At 59.9% G+C, this 24,797-nt stretch carries 22 protein-coding genes and 1 tRNA gene; 9 read left to right on the forward strand and 14 right to left on the reverse strand.

Annotated features, from left to right (window positions below):
- Positions 1-5: 5 nt before the first annotated feature.
- Complete coding sequence (locus AACH73_RS02740; RefSeq protein WP_338735348.1) at positions 6-1,298, forward strand: HlyD family type I secretion periplasmic adaptor subunit; 1,293 nt, start codon at positions 6-8, stop codon at positions 1,296-1,298.
- Positions 1,299-1,575: 277 nt separating this feature from the next.
- Positions 1,576-2,151 carry a hypothetical protein gene (locus tag AACH73_RS02745; RefSeq protein WP_272740734.1) on the forward strand — a complete coding sequence of 192 codons (576 nt, stop codon included), beginning with the start codon at positions 1,576-1,578 and terminating at the stop codon, positions 2,149-2,151.
- A 695-nt stretch (positions 2,152-2,846) separates the two neighbouring features.
- On the opposite strand, the gene AACH73_RS02750 is transcribed toward AACH73_RS02745, so the two are convergent.
- The 3 genes from AACH73_RS02750 to AACH73_RS02760 all read right to left on the reverse strand — a co-directional run bounded on the left by AACH73_RS02750 (position 2,847) and on the right by AACH73_RS02760 (position 6,198).
- Positions 2,847-4,694, reverse strand: a complete 1,848-nt coding sequence (locus AACH73_RS02750; protein WP_338735349.1) for a type II toxin-antitoxin system HipA family toxin — start codon at positions 4,692-4,694, stop codon at positions 2,847-2,849.
- An 817-nt stretch (positions 4,695-5,511) separates the two neighbouring features.
- Entirely contained in the window at positions 5,512-5,778 is a 267-nt protein-coding gene (locus tag AACH73_RS02755) for a hypothetical protein (protein ID WP_338735350.1), read from the reverse strand.
- 135 nt (positions 5,779-5,913) lie between these two features.
- Entirely contained in the window at positions 5,914-6,198 is a 285-nt protein-coding gene (locus tag AACH73_RS02760; protein ID WP_338735351.1) for a hypothetical protein, read from the reverse strand.
- 1,620 nt (positions 6,199-7,818) lie between these two features.
- Between AACH73_RS02760 and AACH73_RS02765 the strand changes: the two genes are divergently transcribed.
- A complete protein-coding gene (locus AACH73_RS02765; RefSeq protein WP_338735352.1) occupies positions 7,819-8,247 on the forward strand; it encodes a BRO family protein in 429 nt (142 codons plus the stop codon).
- A 1,892-nt stretch (positions 8,248-10,139) separates the two neighbouring features.
- Here AACH73_RS02765 and AACH73_RS02770 read toward each other — a convergent pair.
- The 5 genes from AACH73_RS02770 to hemC all read right to left on the reverse strand — a co-directional run bounded on the left by AACH73_RS02770 (position 10,140) and on the right by hemC (position 14,612).
- Positions 10,140-10,215: transfer RNA gene (locus tag AACH73_RS02770), tRNA-Thr, on the reverse strand.
- A 100-nt stretch (positions 10,216-10,315) separates the two neighbouring features.
- Complete coding sequence (locus tag AACH73_RS02775) at positions 10,316-11,863, reverse strand: heme biosynthesis HemY N-terminal domain-containing protein (RefSeq protein ID WP_338735353.1); 1,548 nt, start codon at positions 11,861-11,863, stop codon at positions 10,316-10,318.
- Positions 11,860-12,846 (reverse strand): hypothetical protein, encoded by a 987-nt coding sequence (locus tag AACH73_RS02780; RefSeq protein ID WP_338735354.1) that lies wholly within the window; start codon positions 12,844-12,846, stop codon positions 11,860-11,862. The genes AACH73_RS02775 and AACH73_RS02780 overlap by 4 nt, the downstream gene beginning before the upstream one ends.
- A gap of 15 nt (positions 12,847-12,861) precedes the next feature.
- Positions 12,862-13,545: a uroporphyrinogen-III synthase gene (locus AACH73_RS02785; RefSeq protein WP_338735355.1), complete on the reverse strand. Its 684-nt coding sequence runs from the start codon at positions 13,543-13,545 to the stop codon at positions 12,862-12,864.
- A gap of 122 nt (positions 13,546-13,667) precedes the next feature.
- Positions 13,668-14,612 carry a hydroxymethylbilane synthase gene (gene hemC / locus AACH73_RS02790; protein WP_338735356.1) on the reverse strand — a complete coding sequence of 315 codons (945 nt, stop codon included), beginning with the start codon at positions 14,610-14,612 and terminating at the stop codon, positions 13,668-13,670.
- Positions 14,613-14,745: 133 nt separating this feature from the next.
- Here hemC and tsaD point away from each other — a divergent pair, with 133 nt between their 5' ends.
- The 5 genes from tsaD to AACH73_RS02815 are packed head-to-tail and all read left to right on the forward strand — an operon-like array spanning position 14,746 to position 17,786.
- Complete coding sequence (gene tsaD, locus AACH73_RS02795) at positions 14,746-15,879, forward strand: tRNA (adenosine(37)-N6)-threonylcarbamoyltransferase complex transferase subunit TsaD (RefSeq protein WP_272740726.1); 1,134 nt, start codon at positions 14,746-14,748, stop codon at positions 15,877-15,879.
- Positions 15,876-16,892: an NAD(P)H-dependent glycerol-3-phosphate dehydrogenase gene (locus AACH73_RS02800; protein ID WP_272740725.1), complete on the forward strand. Its 1,017-nt coding sequence runs from the start codon at positions 15,876-15,878 to the stop codon at positions 16,890-16,892. The genes tsaD and AACH73_RS02800 overlap by 4 nt, the downstream gene beginning before the upstream one ends.
- Complete coding sequence (locus tag AACH73_RS02805; protein WP_272740724.1) at positions 16,889-17,224, forward strand: Rieske 2Fe-2S domain-containing protein; 336 nt, start codon at positions 16,889-16,891, stop codon at positions 17,222-17,224. The genes AACH73_RS02800 and AACH73_RS02805 overlap by 4 nt, the downstream gene beginning before the upstream one ends.
- Positions 17,225-17,263: 39 nt before the next feature.
- Positions 17,264-17,506, forward strand: a complete 243-nt coding sequence (locus tag AACH73_RS02810) for a type II toxin-antitoxin system ParD family antitoxin (protein ID WP_272740723.1) — start codon at positions 17,264-17,266, stop codon at positions 17,504-17,506.
- Complete coding sequence (locus tag AACH73_RS02815; protein WP_272740722.1) at positions 17,499-17,786, forward strand: type II toxin-antitoxin system RelE/ParE family toxin; 288 nt, start codon at positions 17,499-17,501, stop codon at positions 17,784-17,786. Before AACH73_RS02810 ends, AACH73_RS02815 begins: the two co-directional genes overlap by 8 nt.
- Here the strand turns inward: AACH73_RS02815 and AACH73_RS02820 are convergent, their stop codons facing one another.
- Positions 17,787-18,533, reverse strand: a complete 747-nt coding sequence (locus tag AACH73_RS02820; RefSeq protein WP_272740721.1) for a creatininase family protein — start codon at positions 18,531-18,533, stop codon at positions 17,787-17,789. It abuts the gene before it with no gap.
- Between the two features lie 165 nt (positions 18,534-18,698).
- On the opposite strand from AACH73_RS02820, the gene acs reads away from it, so the two are divergent.
- Positions 18,699-20,645: an acetate--CoA ligase gene (gene acs / locus AACH73_RS02825; protein WP_338735357.1), complete on the forward strand. Its 1,947-nt coding sequence runs from the start codon at positions 18,699-18,701 to the stop codon at positions 20,643-20,645.
- Positions 20,646-20,717: 72 nt separating this feature from the next.
- On the opposite strand, the gene AACH73_RS02830 is transcribed toward acs, so the two are convergent.
- From AACH73_RS02830 to rlmN, 5 genes are all read right to left on the reverse strand, one after another.
- A complete protein-coding gene (locus tag AACH73_RS02830) occupies positions 20,718-21,167 on the reverse strand; it encodes a hemerythrin domain-containing protein (RefSeq protein ID WP_338735358.1) in 450 nt (149 codons plus the stop codon).
- Positions 21,168-21,273: 106 nt separating this feature from the next.
- Entirely contained in the window at positions 21,274-21,918 is a 645-nt protein-coding gene (locus AACH73_RS02835) for a DNA-3-methyladenine glycosylase 2 family protein (RefSeq protein ID WP_338735359.1), read from the reverse strand.
- 147 nt (positions 21,919-22,065) lie between these two features.
- A complete protein-coding gene (locus AACH73_RS02840) occupies positions 22,066-22,893 on the reverse strand; it encodes a peptidase (RefSeq protein ID WP_272740718.1) in 828 nt (275 codons plus the stop codon).
- An 18-nt stretch (positions 22,894-22,911) separates the two neighbouring features.
- Entirely contained in the window at positions 22,912-23,370 is a 459-nt protein-coding gene (locus AACH73_RS02845) for a DUF350 domain-containing protein (protein WP_272740717.1), read from the reverse strand.
- A 118-nt stretch (positions 23,371-23,488) separates the two neighbouring features.
- On the reverse strand, positions 23,489-24,724 hold the full coding sequence (gene rlmN, locus AACH73_RS02850; protein WP_338735360.1) for a 23S rRNA (adenine(2503)-C(2))-methyltransferase RlmN: 1,236 nt from the start codon (positions 24,722-24,724) through the stop codon (positions 23,489-23,491).
- Positions 24,725-24,797: the final 73 nt, after the last annotated feature.

The raw sequence follows: 24,797 nt of genomic DNA on the forward strand, positions 1-24,797 counted from the left end.
CCGCCATGACTGCGCATAATGATTTCGACAAAATGGTCCGGCTGTCGTCCATCGGCTGCGGCCTGATCGTGATGGGCCTGTTGTCTTTGCTGATCTGGGCCTGCCTCTTCTGCATCGTCGGGGCGGTGATCGCACCGGGTCGCGTCTCGGTCACCGGCAGCGTCAAGCCCATTCAGCACAAGGAAGGCGGGGTCATCCAGTCCGTCCTTGTCCGCGAAGGCGACTATGTGCGCAAGGACGCCGTGCTGATCCGCATGGACGAAACGCAAAGCGCCTCTCAGGATGCCATCCTCGCCGATCAGTGGGCGCGGCTTCAATTGCGCAAGTCGCGGCTTGAAGCCGAAATCGCCGGTCGCGGCTGGCCCGACGCCTCGGTCACGGCTCCGCAGACGCCGGAGGCCGCCCAGCGTCTGAGTGTGGAAAAGGCCCTCTATCAGGCACGTCTGCGTCTGCGCGCCGAGAAGCGTCAGGAAATTCTGGCCCAGATCCGGCAAAGCGGTGAGGCGGTGGAAGGTCTCGATGCGCAGGGGGAGGCCTATGGCCGCCAGTATGCGCTGATCGTTTCGGAAGGCGCGGCCATGGAAGACCTCTACAGTAAGGGCTATGCCCCCATCACGCGCGTCAATCAGTATAAACGACAGGCCGAAGACCTGCGCGCTCAGCAGGCCAATGTCAGCAGCCGCCGCGCCCAGTACCGCACCCAGGCGTCGGCTTTGCGGATGCAGATACTGCAACTGCAATCCCAGACGCAGACCGAAGCCGCGGACGAACTGAAAGATGTGGAGGCGCTTCTGGCTCAGATCGGGCAGGAGCGGCGGGTGACGGTCGATGCTCGCCAGCGCACCGAACTGCGCGCCCCTACCGCCGGGCGCGTCATGGGCCTGCACGTCCATTCGGCCGGCGATGTGGCCGGGGCGGGCGAGGTGCTGATGTCGCTGGTGCCCGAAGGCGATCCCCTGACGATCGAAGCGCGGGTCGATCCCCGTCATATTGATCAGGTGCGCGCCAGGGCGTCTGCCCACGTCCGCTTTACGGCCTTTTCCGCGACCACCACGCCGCAGGCGGATGCCGGCATCGACTCCGTGTCGGCGGACGCCCTGAGCGATCCCAAGACAGGCGAAGCCTATTATCTCGTCCGCCTCAACCTCTCTGCGGCCGGTGTGCCGAAGGCGCTTCGACAAAAGCTGGTGGCGGGGATGCCCGTCGAGGTAATGATCGAAACCGAACGCCGCAGCGTCATGAGCTATTTCCTCAAGCCTCTCTACGACCAGTTCAGCCGCGCCTTCCGCGAGGAATGACTCCCTCTGTGCGATAAAGGTCACGACCGGCGGGAAAAGCGCCGGATTCGCTTTTGAGGCGTGCTGACGGCTCTGGCCTTATACGGCTCCGTATGTAAATTTCCCCGCCAGATGGATGGGGCTTTTTCCAGAACAGGGGCAGATTATGGAAAAAGAGTGGCTGGAGATTTCACAAAAGTTTCAAAATTTGCGCGCGCATTTTTTGCATGTCTGTATTTTTGCGCTAATATTCGAAATTCTATATTTGTGGGGCTATTTTGCTTCGGCGCGACTAAATTTGATATCGTTTCTGTCTGCTTATGATATCGGCCTCTACTATATCTATTTTCTGTTTCTGACGACGCTTCTGACCGTGCTGGGGCATATCTTTTTGCCCTCAAGCGGGAGCCCTGCGGCCGAAGAGGGCCCGCGAAAGCGCAAAACCGGTGCGCACCTTTACGTCTATGCCTTCCTGATCATGGTGATCGTGGCGGGGGTCTCTGCCCTCGAATGGCTGGCCATGCGGCAGGGCGTGTCGATTGACCGCGTGACCGCTGACCTCCTGTCGAAATATGTGATGCGACTGGAAGCCCCGATCATCATGGCGGTGGTGTTCTCACTGGGCTTTATCCTGCTGCTGATCTGGCTGATCGAGTCGCGCAAGATATTCAACGGCACCTACCGCCATGTCCTGTCAGGCTTTATTGTCTTTCTGCTGATCGTGACGCCGCTGGCCGGGGTGTCCTATGGCTTTTCAAAGCGCGTCTGGTGGCTGATGTCGGCGGATCAGACCGCCGCCATGCCCTACTGGGCGGGCTCGCAGCACGTGGTCCTGTATCGTAACGGCGACCTGTACCTGACACCCAAGCTGTGACTGCGGCTCTGTCGCGAGCGTATGGGCATGTGGCCCGAAGCTGTTGCCCAAGACGCAATTCCTGCGCAGTTCAGTAGGCTTTTGAATTTTTGGAAAAGAGTGGTGCGCTTAGGTGACTCGAATTCTAGAAATAACCGTTTGAATTCAATTTTCTTTGAAATTCTTGAAAATTAAGAGGCCCCCAAAATGGCCCCCAATTCTGTTGTGTTGTTTGTGTTACGGTCCTCAAAAATATAAAGATACCGCACGAACATTCTTCGTCGGGCGCAATAGCACTTAACTGGGGTGCTGTGTAGGGCCTTTGTAATGGGGACCGTTTTTAGGCGCAAGAGCGTGTAGATGCCGCGTCATAGAGCCGCTGAAATAGGCCGACAAGTCGGACCAACAACTCCTCAGATGGTACTTTCGATCTCTTCTAATTTTAGCCGTTCGGTACTCTGGACCCGGCATAAGCCGTCCAACGTCGGCTCGCGTCTGCGGAGGTATGCATGGCTTTTGAAAGTCCCGGAGGAGGCTCAGACGGGATAGGTGTGCCCCGCCGCTGGAATGCTGCGGCTATGGCTTGATCCAGTTCGGCGGCGCTGATCTCGGGGCTTCGTGGGATGGCTCACAGATCTTAGTAGTCTTTCATCCGCCCGTGTGTGAGACCGAGCGCAGCGATCGCCTAGACCGCGCAATAGTTGCAGTCCCCCGGACTAATCCGCGTCATTCAGTAGGTCATCGGTTCTTCGAGCTACAATTTCCTGTATTTTTGATTTCAGATCTCTTATCTGCGCGGGATAGTCCAAGTCAGGCAATTCCAAAATCCTGGCGGTGTCGATAACGGCCTGGATAAGAGTGGTCATTATTGAAACAGCGTCGATAACGGTTATACCTAGGGTCTGGGCTAATTGAACGAAGTCACGACGCTTCAGGCGGTCGTCCTTTCCATTGACCTTCAACGCCATGCGGTCGTGTCCGAGGCCTGGAAATACCCTCGTGGTAACGGCGTCGTAGAGTGGCGCGAAGCGGACACTCTTGAAGTACCGCTCGTTTTCATATGTGGTCTTCAGTAATGCCAGGTTCTTCAAGTGCATGTCGCCATCGGCAATCAGCCAGGCGAAGAGGGCACGCATGAAAAGCGTCTTCATATCGTCGTTTGGCTGCGTGGAGAGGGGCCGAAGGCCCCGACCTATCTTTTCGATTGTTCCGTCATATTTGGTGGAGGCGGGCTGATCCAGGACTGAGCAAAAATCCTCCATTGCCAGCCAGCGGCGGTCATCATTTGAACTGCGGATATCAAAGCGTTCAACCAGCAGAGCAGGTGGCATACCTTCGGGCATAGCAATGAGGGCTGCGTTGGGCGTTTCGAACCCGGCCCCTCGTCCCAATTCCAGGCAGAGCCATTCGACGACGGGCAGCCCCTCGAAGCCGGAGGTGCCCGCTGGCTTCATAATGTGAGTGAATGGCAAGTCGATGGCGGGCTTGAGTTCGCCTTCCGAGGTCAGGCACATCGGCGCCTTGATTTGAACGCCTGAAAGCCTTGGGGTCTGGGCATGGATGAACACTCTCGCCAGATTTTGTTCAAATGTGCTTTCGATATCGTCCTTGGCGGGGCCTTTGTAAGTGCCGGTGAAACGCCCATGGTCCGAATGGGCTGCAAGGGGAGACTGTAAGACGTCTTCGGGCAGCGCGTTCAGGTCAGCCGATGACGGGACGATGTCGATGTTCGACATGTAGCGTCTGCCGGAGCGCAAGAAGTCGCGGTCATCGCGGGCCTCCAGGATTTGTGCCAGCCAGCCCTCCGGTAGTAGCGATTCTACCAGAGCGGGCAGCTTCCCCGGGTGTGTATCTCTAATCAGCGGGGGCACCTTCGCGGGCGAGGGCTTCCAGCGCCATTCGGCACCATCGTGGATAAGCTTGCCGACCGGCTTCTTGTTCCAAGCAACTATCAGGTTGATCGTGGACTTGTTTTTGACGGGGCGGTGGCCTTCGTCTATTCCCTTTAGGTAGCGCTGGGCACCTTCCAGTTCCTTGAGCCAGCCGTTTTCCCTGGCCAAAGGCCATAGCGCATCGACGATCGCGTCGGGGCTACCGAATTCGTCTCTCAATCGCCGGGCGGTCGCGGCACGTATGTCCTCGGTGATGGCGCTGGCATGTTCACTTCTCAGGCGGAAGGCCTCGAGGAAGCGTTGGCGCGGCGATGAAGCCTTGGCATGCATCTCACCCATGTCGTCACCGACGATGACGTCGATCAGTGACGGACTGGGAGGGGCCTCGTTCTGGATGATCTCGAGCGTTCTGAGTCTGGTACGCTGGTTCCGGCGTCCGCTTAAGAATAGGCGCCCATCTGACGTGGGGGTTAGGTTTAACGACGATATAGATGCCAGGTACGCGGTAGGGTAAAGGTAGTGGGCAATCCTGACCGCATGGGAGCGGATGACCTGGTCCACGTCAGATACCGCAGAGGCATAGACACCGCGGACGATTTGGATAAGTTCGCCCTTGTTGGCCTGAAGGTGCGCCTGCTTAGGTGTAATGGTCTCGCCGACGAGGTGCAGCATGGAATTATCTCGCATCTGACATGTGGCATAATTCCTATGTCGTTGCGGGTTTGTCAAGAATTATCTCGCATGTCAGATGCGAGATAATTCCGCGATCAAGGTGAAGTCGTTTACCTTTACGCTCATCCATTACGGCGCCCTGGCCTTAACCCCACTCGTCGGTCAACCTCTAGGCATCGCCATAAGGCCCTCTCACTGTGCGATTGGAGTGTTGGATCTTCGGTGTCTGCGTGAATAGTCCATGGCGGCCGCTGGGTCGACCTCGGTAATTAGGCACGGCGTATCGCGGTCAGCACCCCATTGATCAGTTTAACGGAGGCGTGCCGAGTTGCCAATTTCTCAGACTTAGCGGGGCGATCAAAAAGGCGTGCTTAGGCCGACGGGGCCCGTTAGCAATTCCTCCCGGCTCACTGCATGGTGGGAGCCGAAGGCTTGATGTTGCGCCTATCTTCGTGTGTGAAAATTGAATAAATATTTATCGTGTCGATCTAAATGAGTGAATAATACGCCAAAATTACCGCACCCAATGCGAGTGATATTACGATATACGGCATAAATAAACATTTTCCTTTATAAACTATCAAAAGTATAGCCATCACAAATGTCATTGCTGAATATGCAAATATGAACTTGATGTCATTTATTAAAGCGAAAATCCCAAATTTGATGACATACAGTAATGCCGAGGAAGTTAGGGTAATTAGGCATAAGTATGCGGGGTAGAATGCCGGTTTTTTGAAATTGTAAAACTGCATTCGCCTACCGTTATCATTTTGGAAATTTTCGAAATTGCGGCAGCCGAAGGGTTAGCGGTCGGCTAAAACACCCGTCTTGAAAACCGGATAAGCTCGTGGCTTGCCGCAATCTTGTCAGAACGCGTGTACACTATAACTTGGGTCCCGTCGGGCAGGCGTCCTGCTATTCGATTTGCAACCCAATCGCCAACAGTAGTGTCATCTGAGGCGGCTCGTTGGTAACCATAAGCGCCCACCTGTTTGTTGCCCGGCAGACCAATCTCAATTTTGATCTTGTCGACGTGGCGCACGCTTTCAATGAACTTTGCGACAGTCTGCATTTCTGACATTTTGACCCCCTCTTAGAACACTGACAGATTATACGGAAGGTTCTCAAATTCAAGAGTAGTGTCTTCACTCCTCCCGGCTCAGGGGGCTTTTGGAGGTGAGCCGAGAGGCAAAGGTAGCGTGCGCGTCCAACTTACCTAACTGGTTTTATCAGACCCTTTTGCCGTTGCGATTGCGCTCAGATCAATTGCTAGCCAAGCAGCGACGGGCAATAAGTAATAGAGCCCGGCCCCCCAAGCCATTTGTCCGCCATCAGAGGCGCGCCACGCACTAAAGCAAACCCCTACCACCGCTGCAAAGGCGTTTGCAGCAAATGCTTTCGCTACGGGGGTCAGTCTTCGTCCAATGATCCAGCGGGCAATACGGTTGAGCACTCCAATGAGAAGGAGAGCACCCAACATCGCGCCGAAAAGATATACCATGTCCGCCCCTTCAAACCTGCAATATTCTCAGATCAGAGTGGGCTGTCAATCACTCACACGCGACTCCGTCGCCATCTCGGTCGAGCTTTCGAGAATAACCGGGCTCACCACGGCGGATAGGTGCAGCGCCCGCCGCGCGGACCTCTGCACAGTTTGAATAACTTCCAACGTATGACGAGCCGGAGCTACCTTTAGAGCGCCTTCTACGGCTGCCTGTGCGCCTTCTGGAGCGTTTCGACCTCGCATCTGCGGGCTCGCCGCTCCCAGAACCCAGTAACAGCGTCAGCAGCCCAACAAGTATAGATCGCCGGTCCATGATTCCCCCTTTGGATTGACGCGCACAATCACAGATGGTTTCTTCGGGGTCAACTTTCGTAAAAATGGCGTTCGCCGAACCGAGAGCAGGGCTCGCTCAAACAGCCCAGATTAATCGCTTTGGAAGGTCTGAATCGACCAGCCAAAACCACCCAAAAATTTGCACACGCTACGCACAACAAAGTTGTGTCGGCGGTTCGCGCAAGGTGTTGAATCTATTAAATATCCCATTTTTGTAATACGGACCCGTATTGCAAGTGTAACATCAGCCGAAATCAAAGACTTAGCTGTAATGCAGTCGCATTTGCAACGAAAATTGACTGTTGAAGGCGCGGATTTCGTAGGTTTTTAGCGCCTCCCGAAACTGTTGCGCACGGTCAAAATGGTGGCTTGTTCGGTGCTTTTTAATCCGTTCTCTACTGTGATTTGAGCAACACAGTAATCCTAGCCAGATTGCAACATTATGGGAAATTGCATTCCTGATAATTTTTAATAAGCAATTGTTAATTATATGAAATATCAAATTCAATTATTTTAATGACGAAAAAATTTAGTCCGGAAATCGAAAATCCGGCCAAGAATCTAGGTTCATTACATCCAAGCAAGTTGGTAAAATGTACGAGTAACGGTTCCATGTAATAAGGAAACATGAGGATTATTCTATGATCAGATATATTGGAATGAGTGATGTAGTTATGCTTACATCCCTTTACCGCTCTTCAATTTACAGGCTTATAGAAAAGGGTGACTTTCCCAAGAGTATTAGGTTGTCTCCTAACCGAACTGCTTGGTCGGAAAGAGCGGTAAACGATTGGCTCTATTTTCGGGCTCATAGAGATAAGCCCAGATACATCCCTGCCCGACGGCAGCGGAAGATCTCAGGCGAGGCGGCTTTTCAGGAGGGGAGGGAACCCTTCCTACAAGGCACCTACTATTGGCTCATCCCATACACCCTTGAAAATCTCAGAGCAGAGTGGCTGCGAGGGTGGCGAATGGCACATGATCAGAGGTTTGGCCCAGATGTTCGGCATCGCCCAGATTTGAAGTTCAAATAGCTATGGAAAACTCAAAGGGCCCTGTGCACGTTGTCTCCCGTGCGAAACTGTACGAACTGGTACCCCCAATCGGATCGGGGGTAAGGGACCGGTCGTCGCCGTGTCAGAAGCCGGGCTCTATATACTCGTCATGCGCTCGAACCGCGCCGAGGCCCTCGTTTTCCAGAACTGAATCGCCGAAGAAGTCCTCCCGCCTATCCGCAAGACCGGCAAGTACGTGCTTGACGTCTCTTCAGGCACGACGCACCACATGAAGTCCCTTGAGCCTCATGAGCGCTTTCGCGTGACCCGAGCGACCATCCGCGCTCAGAATGCGGACCCCTCGGATGCTCACGAGTTATTTGGACGCAATGGCTCCCAGCTAAACCTGATTTCGGAGAGTGGTGTCTACAAGGTGATCATGCGTTCGGAAAAGAAGGAGGCTTCTCAGTTTAGCGCATGGATCGCCAAAGAAGTCCTCCCGTCCATCCGCAAGACCGGCAAGTACGCGCTTAGACCACGCTCAAGAAGCTGTGCCTTTCCTGTTTGGATCGCGATCGGGCACCATTCATCGAATGAGAAGTTTGGGCGGGCGTTCTTCAAGGGAGCCATTTTCAATGGTGCCCCGAAGGAGACTGAGGTTGACGGCAAGCGGGCTTTGGGTCGACGGGTAGGGAACAGTAACAGTTCAGTTTTCTAGCCTGCATGGTGACATCTCAGCCAAAACAGCTAATAGTTGCCAAGGGTAAACTGAGGGGGCACCATGAAGAATAATCACGGTTGGTGGGTGTTATCTGAGACGAGTCTGCGCCGTCGAATTACGGTGTCGACACTAATGTTTTTGGTCTTCGCCTACATGTTAGGTGGGGCGGTACTGTTTCCCGACGGTCCGATACGAAAGTGTGATACCGCTGCGCCGTACAGCGCAACTAGCCAACCCAACGGTTACTGCGGGAAGAGGAGTCAGTCACACACACAGGAAGACTTTCGCTCCTTCGAATTATGGAGTGCGGGATTCTTTGGGATAGTGCCCATCTTCCTCATAGGCGCGGCAATCGTTGCAAGAAAGCCTTCTGGGGATTGAGGTTGTTACCGTAGCGCTTTAACTCGAAGGATAGGAAACCGCTTGCGGCCTGACTTCTATTTCACATGGTGACTTACGGGTCGATCCAACCTATGGTTACCTTCGGTGAGTCAGGGGGGAAACATGAAGAACCTGAATGGCTGGTACAGGATTGGTGTGATCCTTAGCGTAATCTGGGCGGCACTCGTCGTCTTCACCGGGGCTCGAACAATTCTGTGGCCGAAGCTTGAGACAGCAAGCGTTATTCAAGCGCTATGTCAGTCGACTCATGAGCGCCAACATAAGCTCGTTTCAAGTTGCGATGCAGAGGCGGCTGTAGCCGTGAGGGCGGCGTTCGCCGAGGCATATCCCATCCCTCTTTACGCTGTCGGAGGACTGCTACTGGGCTGGGGAGGGACGCTTACTGTTGCCCAAGCGGTCCGCTGGGCACGTGTAGGGTTCACTAAGGTCTGATCTAATTGTTGGGGAGGGAGAGTTCTCCTCACCCTCGCTCACCGTCCTTTCCCCTGTGGCTAGCTTGAAGATCACCGAAGGGTGGATTGCCCGCGCTCTAGGGAGCCATTCCGCCCCATCTTCACCTTCCAGCCCACGAATAACGACACGCCGGTCACCATGATCGACGGCGAGCCTTGGTTCGTCGTTAAGGAGGTGTGCCGGGCGCTCGGCCTCGATATTTCATCAGGCACCACGCAGCGCATGAAGCACATCAAGCCTACTGAGAGGATGCGCCTCACCCGTTCGGACATCCGGGATCGGTTCCCGGATGCTCAGGAACTGCTGGGGCGGAATGACTCACAGCTCAACCTTGTCTTGGAGAGCCGTGGTTCGTTCAGGCAGATATTCTGCACGTCCTGTCCGGAACCGCCACGGGGAAAAGCGGTCTGTACCGCGCACTCTCTTCGACCCAGATGACCAAAGTCCGCCGAACGGACTTAGCCCTGTCACCGCGACGAGACATCGTTCGTTGGCTCGGCACCTGAATACTCTCGAAGCAGGCTTGTAGCGTGGCTTGAATCTCATTATCAATTCTCGCCATGGTCGAGAGTTTTTCACGGGCTGACGTACTGGCTGCTGACGAGTTTCTGGCTGCGCCAAAGACCTTGGCCGCCTTTCCGCCGCCTTGGGACCCGCCAGACGGTGGCGGCTTTTATAAGGCGCAGTGGCTGGTTGAAATGTACGAGGATGGTTCGACGCCAAGGGAAACCAAGGTCACCTTCGTTCATCGCCCGCATCAATCAACGAGTATGAGGCTTATTTTTAAGGGCCATGCTGTATACGGGCTAGATCTGGATAGAGATGGGGAGATACACGCAAACCCACCCTCCGCACTCCGCCTAGGGCTCCCAGAGTATGTAACCGGCTCGCATCTACATTGCTGGGAGGATAAGCAGTACTAGAAATAGCTCCAAAAGTGTCCCACCATTTCAGCAGCCAAGTGTCCCACCACTTCAAAAGATGAAATGTTTAGGCCGTTGAAATTGTTGAGAAAAATAGACACATGGGGAGAGTGGTGCCGCTTAGGTGACTCGAACACCTGACCCCCTCATTACGAATGAGGTGCTCTACCGGCTGAGCTAAAGCGGCACTTAGATGCAGGCGCATAATCGCCCGCCCCGGTTCGGAGAGCGCTGTTTACAGGCTCCCATAGCGGTTTGGCAAGGCCCCAAAGCGCCCGCGACGGCAATTATTTTGTGGGTTTTGTCTTGCGGGCGCGGGGTTTGGGGGCAGGCGGGGCGACTTCGGCCTCATCGAGGTCGTGTCCGGCAATGGCCGCGTCGTATCCATCCGGGCTGAGGGCCAGATTGTCGGGCAGGGGGGCGGGGCCCGACTTTTTCTGCGCCGCCTTGACGAAGGGCATGGACGGCACGTAGCGCGTCGGCATGTCGGGCACGTCGGGCAGACCCTTTTCGGCGCGTTCATGGCGCGGGTGCGCCAAAGCCCCCGTTTCGGCATAGGTCAGGACCAGCGTCGTCCAGTCGGACGCCGTATAGGCAAAGGCCTTCCCCTCTGGGTCAAGGTCGGACCAGTCGGGCTCGGCCCTGGCCAGAGAGGCCTTGGCCACCCAGCCGCGCGCCCCGTCCACGTCCTGCACGGCCAGAGCCGCCTTGGCCATCAGACCGCACAGGCGGCGCGTCCGGCGCTCCTCGGTCAGCTCATCCTCAAGGGCTGCCGTGGCGCGGTCGATATCCGCGCGCACACCGCTCAAGACGGCGCGTTCGACCTCCAGCAGGCGGCTTTCGCGATGCTGCGGGTTGCGGTCGATCAGACCTTGCAGGCGGCGGGCGCGGTCCTTCGGCGTTTCATCGTTGACGAGGTCGCGATAGGCCAGCCAGATGGCCGGGTGCGGCTGAGCGGCATAGGCGGCTTCCAGCACGTCTTCGGCGCGGCCGAGCTTGTTATGGGCGGCCAGCAGGCGCGCGGCAATGACCGCACCGGGCGCGAACATGGGCTGGAGCTTGGCGGCGCGCACGGCGTAATCAAGCGCCTGTTCGCGGATCTGTGCCTCAGGGGCAGTTTCCAGATGCGCAGCGGAGGCGGCCATCAGGGCGGCGCGCGCGCGTTCGGCAAACAGCGGCGAGACCAGCTTGCGGTTCAGCGCCCCTTCGACCAGATCGAGCGCTTCGGCCCATTCGCCGGCGGTCGAGCGCGCTTCGAACAAGGTTTTGAAGGCCCACATGGCGGGCTTGGGCTGGTTGTAGCCTTCGGCGGCGAGACGGATGGCCTCGGCGCGGTCGCCTTCGGAAATGGCGAGGGTCATCAGGCCGCGCAGGCCGGCGAGTTTCAACTCCGGCACACTGAGCATGGCCGTCCAAGCGGCGCGGGTGGCGACCGGGTCTTGGGCGGTTTCGGCGGCCAAGGCGTTGAGGATGCGCACCAGCGCCACATTGTCGTGCACATCCACGGCCTTGATCGCCTGACGGCGGGCTTCGGCCCCATCGCCGGACACAACGGCGACGAAGCCACGTGTGAGGGTCTCTTCGCCCTGCCGACGGCGGGCGGCGGCGCGCTGGCGTTCGGCGCGCTGCGGGGCGCGCGACATCCACAGGACGAGGTTCCAGAAGCACACGGCCGCGAAGGCCAGCAGACCGATGGCAATGACGGCCGCGGCCGCCGGGGTGTCGATGCGGTAGCCGAGCCAGATCAATGTCGCCGTGCCGGGGTCACCGGCGGCGGCAAAGGCGACGGCAATCAGGGTAAGGATGCTGAGGAGAATCAGAAGCGTGCGGATCACAGGCCGTGCTCCGGCTGAAGCGTGATGCCGTCCTTGGCGGGGCCGCTGGCGTCGGCGCTGACGTCTGCGCCGTTGGCCGTGCTGTAATTGGCCTGACTGAGGCGGCTTAAGGCCTCGACCGTGATGCGGCGCGTGGTGGTATCGACCAGCACGCGGTTTCGCGCCTCGGTCATCCACGGCTTGAGCGCGGCTTGCGAGGTCGGGGGCAGGGTGGAGAGGACGGTCAGCGCGCTGTTAAGATCGCCCTGATCCAGACGGCCCTGCGCCTGAAGCAGCAGCGCATCCGGGCCTCGTGCCGCGCCGTCGATGCGGCGTATGCTGATCAGGCCGCTGAGCGCATTGGTCAGGCGCGTCAGGAAGCTGTCGTCGGTCTTGGCGCTGGCGGCGGTGCGGGCCTTGGCGGCATAGGCCGGAAAGCTGAGGGCTAGCGCGATTTCGCTGGGCACGCCCTTTTGCGCCAGAGGCCGAAGCGGCGCGACCATCACCGTGTCAGTCAGGCTCTTTTCAACGTCGGCCAGTTCGGAAAGGAACGGCTGAGAGCCCTTGGCCGCCTGTTGCAGGCCCGACGCGGAAGTGGCGGCAGCGGCGGCCTGAATCAGCAGACGCTGATTGGCCTCAAGGCGATCGAGGCGCTCGGACAGGCGGTTGAGGGCCGTTGGGTCGGCATAGGTGGGGGCTTGCGGGGTTTCGACGGCGGCCTGCGCCTGACGCACGCGCAGGGCGTTCAGTTCGGCGGTCAGGCGGGCGATTTCGGAGTCTTTTTCGCTGTCCTTGGCCACCGCTGCGGGGTCGAAAGAGCCGGCCACGGTCTTTTGCGGGGCGCTCAGGTGCTCCTTATAGACCGCAAAGCCCAGCACCCCCAGCGCCAGCAGCACAAAGACGATGGGAAAGGCAAAGGCGATGATCAGCGGGCCGCGCCCCCAACGGGTCTTTTCCGGCTCCGCCGCAGCGGGGATCGGGTTCGGGGCGAAGTCGTCGGTCATGGCGGTCCGTGGGTTTTAGAGCCTGGCGAACAGGGCCTCTTCATCCGGAGAGGCCGCTACCTCTATGTTTAGGCCCGCAGAGGGTAAATTTCCAGTGAAATTGAGGTGTTCGCGCAAGCGTTGGGCGGTGGCCTCTGAGATGCAGAGGACCCGCGCCGTCGCACCGCTCAGATAGGGGGCGCAGGCCTGCGCCCCGCGCGGTGAATAGAGCAGGATATGGGTGATCGCCGCCATTTGCGCTCTGGCGTCAGGGGCGTCGCGCACCACGGTGCGATAGAAGAGGACCGGGTGCAGGTCGAACCCGGACAGGGCCGCAGTCAGGTCACGCGCCGGGGTTTCGGGTTGCGGGTAGAGGAGGGGGCCTTGCGGGGCCTCAGCTTTCAGCAGGCGGATCAGGTCTTCGACATCGCCACGGGCGCTATGCACGGTATGGAAGCCAGCCTCACGCGCTTCGCGGGCGGTGGCGTCGCCGACGGCCCACACCGTCTGATGCCGCGTCGCGTATTGGCGCGTAAAGGCTTTCAGGCCATTGATCGAGGTGGCGACAATATGGGCGAAGCGCGCCACGTCGATGTCGGGGTTTAAGGATTCGACCTCAAGCAGCGGGTCATTGATCACCTCAAAGCCGCGCGCCCGCAGCGCCCGCGTCGTGACGCTGGCCTGCGGCTCCGTTCGGGTAATCCATATTAATTCGCTCACGGCTACCTCACTGCGTTCGGGCCCGACATCTAAAATAATTGGGGGGCGGCGCAGGGGCGCCGACGCCCGGTCGGGCGCTTTTTATGGCCGTGCCTTTTTACTAAACGCAGAATGCTAAAAAATCAGCCTGTGTATTGGATCAGCCGGTCGCCGGCCTCATCGCGGATAGACTGCCCCAGACGCAGGCCCAGAGCGTGCGCCGATTCCACCGTTGACGCGCTGATCGTTTCGCGCCTTTGCCAGCGCGTGCGGCCATCGGCGGTCAGGGCCTCAACAAACAGGGTGAGCCCGTCGCTTTCGATCTTCGCATAGGCCCCGACAGCCGTGCGGCACGAGGCTTCGAGCGCCACCAGCGCGCCGCGTTCGGCCGAAATCTGCAGGTGCGTTTCGACGTGGTGCAGGCGCTTGATCCATTCCTGATCCAGGTCGGCGGTGCGGCATTGTACGGCCAGCGCGCCTTGGCCGGGGGCACAGGGGAACAGGTCGGGGTCGATATAGGACTTGATATGCGCTTCAAGCCCCATGCGTTTCAGGCCCGCCGCCGCCAGCAGGATGGCGTCGCAATGCCCGGCCTCCAGCTTCGACAGGCGCGTATCGACATTGCCGCGCAGCATGACGACCTCAAGGTCCGGCCGCACGGCCAGGGCCTGCGCCTGCCGCCGCAGTGAGGCGGTGCCGAGCTTTGCGCCTTGCGGCAGGTCTTCGAGGCGGCGGTAGTTGATCGACACAAAGGCGTCGCGCGGGTCTTCGCGCACCGGAAAGGCGCACAGGCTGAGGCCGGGAATATCCTCGGCGGGCATGTCCTTCAGCGAATGGACGGCGACATCGACGTCGCCATTCAGAAGCGCGTCCTCAATCTCCTTGGTGAACAACTGCTTGCCGCCGGCTTCGATCAGGCGGCGGTCCTGAATGCGGTCGCCCTGCGTGGTGATGATGACCAGCGGCGCAACCTCATGCGACAGGGCCGGGTCGTGACCCAGCGCGGTGACGATCTGACGCTGAACCCAGCCGCATTGGGTGGTGGCCAGCCGCGAACCGCGCGTACCGATTTTCAGAAGTGGGGTCATAACTTAGCCTTCGGGTTGCTATGTCTCTTCCCTAAAATTTCGCCCTGCGGCTTGCAAGCCCCTTGACCTGCGGCCATTTGGCCTTTTCAGGTAACCCCTCTCTCCGCAAGGCAGCGAGAGATAAGGATATGTAATGTCTCTTTGCGTTCTGGGTGTCGAATCGAGCTGCGACGAAACCGCGGTCGCCGTGGTGCGGCGGGGCGATGACGGCGCGGTCGAAGTCCTGTCTTCGGTCATCCACTCTCAGGTGGTCAAGCACGCCGTCTATGGTGGCGTCGTGCCGGAAATCGCGGCGCGTAGCCACGTCGAAACCATCGACGATCTGGCGCGGCTGGCGCTCGCTGAGGCCGCTGAAAAGGGCGTCGGGGTGGACGCGATTGACGCGGTGGCGGCCACGGCGGGGCCGGGGCTGATCGGCGGGGTGATGGTGGGGTTGAGCTTTGCCAAGGGCTTTGCCCTGTCGCGCGGTTTGCCGCTGATCGGGGTCAATCACCTCGAAGGTCATGCCCTGTCCGTACGTCTGACGCACGATGTGCCGTTTCCCTTCCTGCTGCTGCTGGTCTCCGGTGGCCATTGTCAGTTGCTCCACGTGCGCGGCGTCGGCGATTATGAGCGTCTGGGGACCACGATCGACGATGCGGCGGGCGAGGCCTTCGACAAGATCGCCAAGACTCTGGGGCTGGGCTATCCCGGCGGCCCTGCGCTGGAGGCCGAGGCGGCGAAGGGCGATGCCGCGCGCTTTACCCTGCCGCGCGCGCTTTTGGGACGCAAGGACTGCGATTTTTCCTATTCGGGGTTGAAAACCGCCGCCGCCAAGATCGCTATGGAGCAGGTAAAGACGCCGCAGGATCGCGCCGATCTGTGCGCCTCGGTGCAGGCGGCGATAGCGCGGCAACTGGTCGAACGTTCCGCCCGCGCCATGCGCGCCTTCAAGGCGGAACATGGGGGGGATAGCCCGGCCTTTGTCGTCGCGGGCGGCGTGGCGGCCAACAAAACGGTGCGGTCTGAGCTGTCGGCACTGGCGCAAAAGGAGGGGTTTGAATTCGTGGCCCCGCCGCTTGCCTACTGCACCGACAATGCGGCCATGATCGCGCTGGCCGGGCTGGAACGCTTTGCGCTGATGCGGGCGGCGGCCGATTATGATGGGGACAAACAGGTGCATGATGGACTGTCGGCGCTGGCGCGGCCACGCTGGCCCCTTGACGAGCGCCGTGCGCTCAGTGCACCCATACATAAGTTTTCGGGACGCAAGGGAGCCAAGGCTTGACCCAATTCGTGCACGCCAAAGCCTTTGACAAGGTTGGAATCATCGGGGCAGGGGCATGGGGTACGGCGCTGGCGCAGGTCGCCGCGCGGGCCGGGCGCGAGGTCTTGATCCAGTGCCGTGAGCCGGAAGTCGCCGAGTCGATCAATGCTCAGCACCTCAATCACCTCTATCTGCCGGGCCGGGAGCTGCTGCCGCAGGTAAAGGCGACCGCCGATCTGGCCGATCTGGGCGACTGCGATTTGATTCTGGCCGTGCCGCCGGCGCAGCATATGCGCGCCTCGCTGAAGGCCTTTGCGCCGCATGTGCGCGACGGCCTGCCCATCGTCCTGTGCGCCAAGGGGGTTGAGCGCGGCACGGACTGCCTGATGAACGAGGTGCTGGCCGCCACCCTGCCGCAGGCGCGCGCGGCTGTGTTGTCCGGGCCGTCCTTCGCCGCCGAAGTGGCGCGCGGCCTGCCCACGGCGGTGACGCTGGCCTGCAAGGATGCCGAGCTGGGGGCGCAGATTTCGACGACTTTGGCGACGCAGACCTTCCGCCCCTATCTGATCGACGACATGATCGGCGCTGAGGCGGGGGGGGCGCTGAAAAACGTTCTGGCCATTGCCTGTGGTATTTCCGAAGGTAAGGGACTGGGGCGTTCGGCGCACGCCGCCCTGATTACGCGCGGTTTTGCCGAAATGACCCGTCTGGCCGTGGCGCTGGGGGCGAAGGCCGAGACGCTGAGCGGTCTGTGCGGCATGGGTGATCTGGTCCTGTCGTGCTCGTCGCCGCAATCGCGCAATATGAGCGTCGGTCTGGCCCTCGGTGGCGGGCAGACTCTGGCTCAGGCGCTGGAAGGCAAGATTTCGGTCGCCGAAGGAGTGGAATCGGCCCCGGCGGTCAAGCATCTGGGCGAAAAGCTGGGTGTCGATCTGCCGATCTGCAACATGGTGGCGACCATCCTGTCGGGCGAAGCCAGTGTCGATAAGGCCATCGGCGATCTGATGTCGCGTCCCCTGAAGACCGAACGGTGAGACCGCCTCCCGGCACCGTTATCTGCACCTGGGCTGAGCTTCAGGTAACCGGCACCGTCCTCTATCGTCAGGACGGATTTGAGGGGTTTGTCATCCTCGATGACTATTTGCCGCGCGGCTATGTCGATGCGTGCCCGCACAACGGGATGCTGCTGGGGGGCGATCAGGAAGAGAGCGATTATCAGACGCGCGAGCAGGACGTGATCCTCTGCCGCTGGCACGGCGCGTCGTTTCTGAAAGACAGCGGCCTTTGCATCGGCGGCCCCTGCGCCGGTGAGCACCTCACTCCGTGGCCGGTCGAACGCCGCGACGATGAGGTGGTGACGGTTTAGTCGCGCTGTGCTAATATTTAGCACAGAAGGAGCCTGACCATGGCACGCACAACCTCCATATCTCTGGGTGACCATTTCACCGGCTTTATTGCAACGCAGCTTGAAGAAGGCCGCTATGGGTCTGCTACCGAAGTGGTGCGTGCCGGACTGAGGCTGCTTGAGGAACATGAGGCCAAGGTCAAGGCGCTGCAACAGGCGCTGATTGAGGGCGAACAATCCGGTCCCCCTGAAGCCTTCGATAGTGACGCTTTCCTGAAGCAAATGCGCGCCGAACATGGCTGAGGCGTACAGCCTTCGGCCGGCCGCACAAGCCGACCTGCGCGACATCTGGCTATACAGCCGCCGTCAATGGTCGGCGGATCAGGCGGATCGTTATACACTCTTAATCGCCGCCGCCTTCGATGATCTGGCGGCAGGCCGCCGTAAGGGCAAACCCGTGAATGTGCGGACAGGCTATCTCAAATATGCCTGTGGGTCGCACATCATCTATTTTCGCCTGAACGATGGGCTCGACATTGTTCGCATCCTGCATCAACGCATGGATGTCGAAACGCATCTGTAGTCAGGGCCGTTCCTCAGCCTCAAACTTGGCAATATCTTTCAGCAGGGCCGGAACCGCCGCTTCCAGAATCTGCTGCCCCAGCGCCTGCGTGGCCAGTGATGAGTCTGCGCCGATGCGGCCGTCAGTGAAGCGCGCGCGATAATCAAGTGCGTCGCGGATCGGGCCGGTGGGCGCAATCGGCGGGTCCATCGTCAGGTCGCGCACGGCCTGCGGATAGGCGGCCCAGGTCAGGGCGATTTCCGACGGCGTGGCGTGGCTGCCGTGCCCGGTGGGGAAGAGGCGGGCGCACAGAGGCGAAATGCCCGGCAAATCCCACCAGTTCGACAGTTTCAGCGCGAAGGGGCAGCGCACGCCCTGCCATGACCACTGGCTATAGATTTCCGAAAAGGCCGCTTCGATCGAGGCGACATTGCCGCCGTGGCCATTGAGGAAATAGATGCGCTCAAAGCCATGCCGCCCCAGCGACTTCACCCAGTCTTCGATGGCCGCCATAAAGGTCGAAGGGCGCAAGGAAATGGTACCCGCAAAGCCCAGATGGTGCTGCGCCATGCCGATATTGAAGGTCGGCGCGACCAGAATATCGCCTTGCTTCTCCGCCGCATGGGCGATGATTTCCGGGCACAGCCAGTCGGTCCCCAAAAGCCCCATCGGGCCGTGCTGTTCGTTGGAACCGATGGGAATGATCACCGTCTTCGAGGTCTTCAGACGGGCTTCGATTTCCGGCCATGTGGAAAAGGCGAGATGCACAGCTAGTCCTTCAAAATGGTCACAAAAATGATCCACATTGCATAACCAATATACGACCTATTGCCAAGTTTCCCTGCCGCGCAAATTGTGGTTGGCTGGCTCGACAGGGCCGTGGATCAGTCTTATCTCTACGGCAAGATAAGCAAGAAGATGTGTGAGGACGCCATGACGGTTGATACGCTGAACAATACGACTCTCTTTCCCGTGCCGGCGACCTATCCGCGCGCAAACAGCGTGACGGCGGCGGCGCTTCAGGCGCAGCGCGATCTGGTCAAGTCCGACCCGTGGGCTCACTGGCGGCAACTGGGCGAAGCGCTCGACTGGATCAAGCCCTTCACGCAGGTCAAGGACGTGTCCTTCAACCGCGAAGACTTCCGCATCCGCTGGTATCACGACGGGCAACTGAACGTCGCGGCCAACTGCATCGACCGCCATCTGCCGCACAAGGCCGATACGGTGGCCTTTGTTTTCGAAGGCGATGAGCCGAACGAGTCCTACACCGTCACCTATGGCCAACTGGCCGAGGCGGTAGGCAAGCGCGCCAACCTTTTGAAAAAATACGGTGTCAAAAAGGGCGACCGCGTCACCATCTATATGCCCATGGTGCCGGAAGCGGCCTATTTCATGCTGGCCTGCGCGCGTATCGGGGCGGTGCATTCGGTGGTGTTTGGCGGCTTTTCGCCCGACAGCCTGGCCGGGCGTATCAATGACTGTCAGTCGGAATACGTGGTCACCACCATCGAAGGCCGTCGCGGCGGCAAGTCGGTGCCGCTCAAGGCCAATACCGACCTCGCCCTGCTGCAATGCCCCGGCGTGAAGCACGTCTTCGTCACCGGCAATGGCTGCTCGCTGAGCCATGACGGGCGCGACCTGTGCGTCGATCCGGAGCTGGAAGGTGTAAGCGCCGACTGCCCGGCCGAGCCGATGAATGCCGAAGACCCTCTGTTTATCCTCTATACGTCGGGTTCGACGGGCAAGCCGAAGGGTGTGCTGCACACCACGGGCGGCTACCTCGCCTGGGCAGCCTATACGTTCAAAACCGTGTTCGACTGGCATGAAGGCGATGTCTATTGGTGCACCGCCGATGTCGGTTGGGTGACGGGCCATTCCTACGTCGTCTATGGCCCGCTGGCCAATGCGGCCACCTCGCTGATCTTCGAAGGCGTGCCCAACTACCCCACCGTGTCGCGCTTCTGGGAAGTGATCGACAAGCATCAGGTGACGACCTTCTACACCGCGCCGACGGCCATCCGCGCCCTGATGCGCGAAGGCGATGCGCCGGTGCTCAAAACCTCGCGCAAGTCGCTGCGCCTGCTGGGTTCGGTGGGTGAGCCGATCAACCCCGAAGCCTGGCTGTGGTATCATCGCGTGGTCGGCAACGAAAACTGCCCTATCGTCGATACCTGGTGGCAGACCGAAACCGGTGGTCACCTGATCACCCCGGTACCGGGGGCGACGGCCTTGAAGCCCGGTTCGGCCACCCACCCCCTGCCGGGGATTGAGGCCTGTCTGGTCGATAATGAAGGTAAGGAACTGAGCGGGGCGACCGAAGGCAATCTGTGTATCTGCGATTCGTGGCCGGGTCAGATGCGCTCGGTCTTTGGCGATCATCAGCGCTTTATCGAAACCTATTTCTCGACCTATCCCGGCAAGTATTTCACCGGCGATGGCGCGCGTCGCGATGAAGACGGCTATTACTGGATCACCGGCCGCGTCGATGACGTACTGAACGTTTCCGGCCACCGTCTGGGCACGGCCGAGGTCGAAAGCGCTCTGGTGGCGCACCACAGCGTCGCCGAAGCCGCTGTGGTCGGCTTCCCGCACGACATTAAGGGGCAAGGCATCTATTGCTATGTCACCCTGACCAAGGGCGTGGAGCCCACCGAAGCCCTGAAGACTGAACTGCGCAACTGGGTGCGTCGCGAAATCGGCCCCATCGCCTCACCGGACGTCATCCAGTGGGCGCCGGGCCTGCCCAAGACGCGCTCCGGCAAGATTATGCGCCGCATCCTGCGCAAGATCGCCGAACGCGACGTGTCGAACCTCGGCGATATTTCGACGCTCGCCGATCCGTCGGTGGTGGCCGATCTCGTCAAGGGCGCGGGGCTTTAAAACAGAGCGCAAAGAAATGGCCTCCCCTGAGAACGGGGAGGCCATTTTGAAAGATGGTGTTGGGATTAAGCCTTACGCCCCGGCCATCATGTCCTTTTTCAGCGCATCCATTTCCTTGGCCAGCTTGCGGGCCTGATCGGCGCTGAGATAGGTCTTGGCCTTTTCGAAGATTTCGCCCTCTTCCTCTTCGACGTGGTGCATGACGGCGTGCTTCAGTTCGCCGAAATGCAGCAGCCACTGATCGCTGTCGGCCGACAGGCCGGACACCTTCTGCAGGAAGGCTTCGATTTCGTCATGCTCTTCATTGGCATGGTCCATCTTGTGCTCGACGGTTTTTGAGCGCGTGGCGTCCAGAATGGCCTTGTAGAAGGTCTCTTCCTCGCTCTTGGCGTGGAGCGTCAGCTCGTTTTTGATCTCATTGAACAGACGCAGGCGCGTCGCGCCATCAGCGGCATTGACCACCTGCTCCATCAGGTCCTCGACCTTGCGGTGGTCTTTTTTGATGTAATTATAGATATCCATGCCTCGGCTCCAGTCTCATTATAGGTTGAGCGCTGAGCCTAGACCCGCCTTGCGTAAGAGCGATATGGCGCAGCTACAGCCGGGTGTAAGCCGCGGGTAAGGACCTTCAGAGCGCTTTGCTCGCCTCCCCCCGCTTGACCGCGCCGTACCAGCCCCACAGGGCGTGCGACACCACCGAGCGGTAGGGCGACCAGCGCACGGCACGCTCGCGACAATAGGCTTCGTCTGGGCGGGCATCGAGGCCGTCGAGCCAGCCGACGGCTTCGCGCAAGGCGATGTCACCGGTCGGGAAGATGTCGAGGCGGCCTTCGCAGAACATCAGATAGACCTCCGCCGTCCAGCGCCCTATGCCTTTCAGCGCCGTCAGGTGGCCGATGGCGGCTTCGGCCTCCAGGCCCCTCACATGCGCGAAATCGAGCGACCGGTCATGGACGGCTTCGGCAAGAATGCGCGCATATGTGGCCTTGGGACGCGACAGGCCATGCCCGCGCAGGGTCTCATCGGACAGGGCCAGCAGATGGGCCGGGCTCATTTCGGCCAGGCCGCCGCGCACCTTCTGCCAGATGGCGTCGGCGGCCTTAACCGATAATTGCTGCTCGACGATCAGGCGCAGCAGGCCTTCGAAGCCGTCGGCCCGGTGACGGAAGTTGAGGTCGCCCACGGTGGCAAACAGCGGCGCCAGCGCCGGGTCGGCTTCGGCCAGAGCGGTCATGTGGGCGCGTTCAAGGGGGACGAGGTCACCGGGGATCATGCGTGCAGACTTACACGGATGACCGCGCGCGTCACGTCCCGAATATTGCGGTTAAAATCGTAATTTGTCTCAGAGGAGGTAAAGCCCCACCACCACGCCTTTCAGGCGCAGTCCCCATCCCCAGCACGCTGGGGAGGTATAAGGTCGTCAGCTTTGAATACAGCCGACCTGTGCGACGCGATAATCGCGACGCAGCGTATCGGAGACGATGCCGTAATTGCGGCGCGTCAGCAGGTCTTCATGCTCGAAATCATAGGTACGCGACGGCGTATTGCCGATCTTGGCCAGAGTAGCCGGTGTCGAGGAATAGAGACGCCCGCGGCGCGGCTTGGTTTTCAGGGTGATGCCGATAACCTGAGACTGGGCGTTGAGGGTCGGGCCGCCCAGCAGCTTGTTCAGGCTGCCTGAGACATCCTCGGTATGTCCGGCCTCGGCCCAGGCCAGAACGGGCTCTGCCGCCTCAAAGCGTTTGCCGGTCTTGAGCCGGGTTTCCCCGATCAGGCGGCCGGTGGCTTCGCCGACCTGATCCTGCGGAAAACCCGGCATGAAGCCGCGCATGCCCGGCTTGATCGTCTTCGGATCGGCGAAGGGCAGGGGACGCGCGCCGCTTTCGGTGACGGCCAGCACATAGTTGTCGAGGCTGCGCTTATACTGCACCCGGATACGCACCCCCAGATGGCCACCCAGATTAAGGAAGGGATAGCGGCAGTTGCGGATGCTTTCGCGGGCCAGCACCCACTCACCGGACTTGGAAACCGAAAAGGCCGTGCCGCGATAATCAATATCGTTCATCATCGGCAGGCTGATGATCTCGTTATGCGAGAAGGGCGAATAGGTGGCGAACAGGGCCGCTTCGCCGGGCGCGGGCGGTGGCGGGGCGGGCGGCGACATGGATTTGTCGGCCCAACGACCGGGCACGATCACCATCAGCGCCACTGCCGAACCGTAGAGCAGCCAGTCGGGGATCAGGCCCATCCTAAAACCCCTTTGCGGTTAACCGGCGACGGCGGCGGCGAGGATCAGGGCGACGGCCAGCTTACCCGCCACCAGCAACACGGCGGCGGAAACCTCGCCTTCGTCGATGCGCTGCGGCAGGCCCGCCAGCAGAAAGTCCACCAGACGGAAGACGAACAGTTGCAAAAGGACGGTGGCCCCCCCCCAGATCAGAATTTCACGCACCGAGGTCGAAGCGGCCATCGACGCTGCCAGTGGTACGGCCAGACCGATGATCACGCCGCCATAGGCCACCGCCGCGGCCGAGTTACCGTCGCGGATCTGCTGGATTTCTTTATAGGGCGTCAGGATCGAATAGATGAAGGCCCCGATGAACAGCATCAGCAGGGTCGCCCCGGCGTGCAGCAGGGTAATGGGGAAGCCGGAGGCAAAGGCCTGCACCTCCGGACGCAAAACGTCCGGCACCAGAAAATCGAGATTGAGGAAATCCGGTATCATGCCAATCAAAGCCCCGATTACACCCGCCGTCCCAAGCGGACGAGGAGTATTGTATCGGGGTTGTTGCAAGATCAAGGCCGAAAATGTGACCGTTTTTTATAGCCACACAGGCCCAAAACTACATGCCGGAGGCCAGATGGCCGTAAGGCAGCTCCGTTTCGATCGCGTCTGTCTCATTATGGGGCGTTTCGTCTTCGACCTGGGCCAGACCTTCGACCTGCGCCTTGCGCAGCGCGCTGGCGCGGACCTTCTCGCTCTCGGACTTCAACTGACCGCAGGCAGCCAGAATGTCGCGCCCGCGCGGCGTGCGGATGGGCGAGGCGTAGCCGGCCTTGTTAAGGATGGCCGCAAAGGCTTCGATGGTCCGCCAGTCCGAACATTGATAGTCGGTGCCCGGCCAGGGGTTGAACGGGATCAGGTTGATCTTCGCCGGAATGCCCTTGATCAGATTAATGAGGGCGCGCGCTTCGGCGGGTGAGTCGTTAACGCCTTTCAGCATCACATATTCAAAGGTGACGCGCCGCGCGTTCGACAGGTCCGGATAGGCGCGGATGGCGGCCATCAGGTCTTTCAGCGGGTACTTCTTGTTGATTGGCACCAGTACGTCGCGCAACTCATCATGGGTGGCGTGCAGCGAAATGGCCAGCATGGCCGCCGTACGCTTGCCCAGCGTGTCGAGTTCCGGCACCACACCGGAGGTCGAAACCGTGATGCGGCGGCGCGAAATGGCGATGCCTTCATTGTCCGAAATGATGTCGATGGCATCGGCGACATTGTCGAGATTGTACAGCGGCTCGCCCATGCCCATGAAGACGATATTGGACAGGCGGCGGTCTTCCTTGGGCGACGGCCATTCCCCCAGATCATCGCGCGCTACCTGTACCTGCGCCACGATTTCGGCGGCGGTCAGGTTACGCACCAGACGCTGCGTGCCCGTATGGCAGAAGGAGCAGTTGAGCGTGCAGCCGACCTGAGACGAGACGCACAGGGCGCCTGAGCGACCTACATCCGGGATATAGACGGTTTCGACCTCGATACCCGGCGCCATGCGGATCAGCCACTTGCGCGTGCCGTCTTTCGACACCTGACGCTCGACCACTTCCGGGCGGGCAAGGGTGAATTTTTCGGCCAGCGGCCCGCGCTGATCCTTGCCGATATCGGTCATCTTGTCGAAATCGGTGAAGCCGTAATGGTGCACCCAGCGCCAGATCTGCTGGGCGCGCATCTTCGCCTTGCGCTCCTCGACCACACCGGACTCTTTCAGCGCCGCGATCAGGCCATCGCGCGTCAGGCCGGTGATATTCACCTTGGCGCTTGCGGCGGGTTTGGCGGACAGGTCGAGCGTATAGGCCACGGGGGGACTCTCAGAAAAGGCACAGATGCGGGGAGCGAGTGGGGGCCTATACAGGAAAACGTGCGGAATGTCT

The organism is Asticcacaulis sp. DW145, assembly GCF_037101385.1.
Taxonomy (GTDB): domain Bacteria; phylum Pseudomonadota; class Alphaproteobacteria; order Caulobacterales; family Caulobacteraceae; genus Asticcacaulis; species Asticcacaulis currens.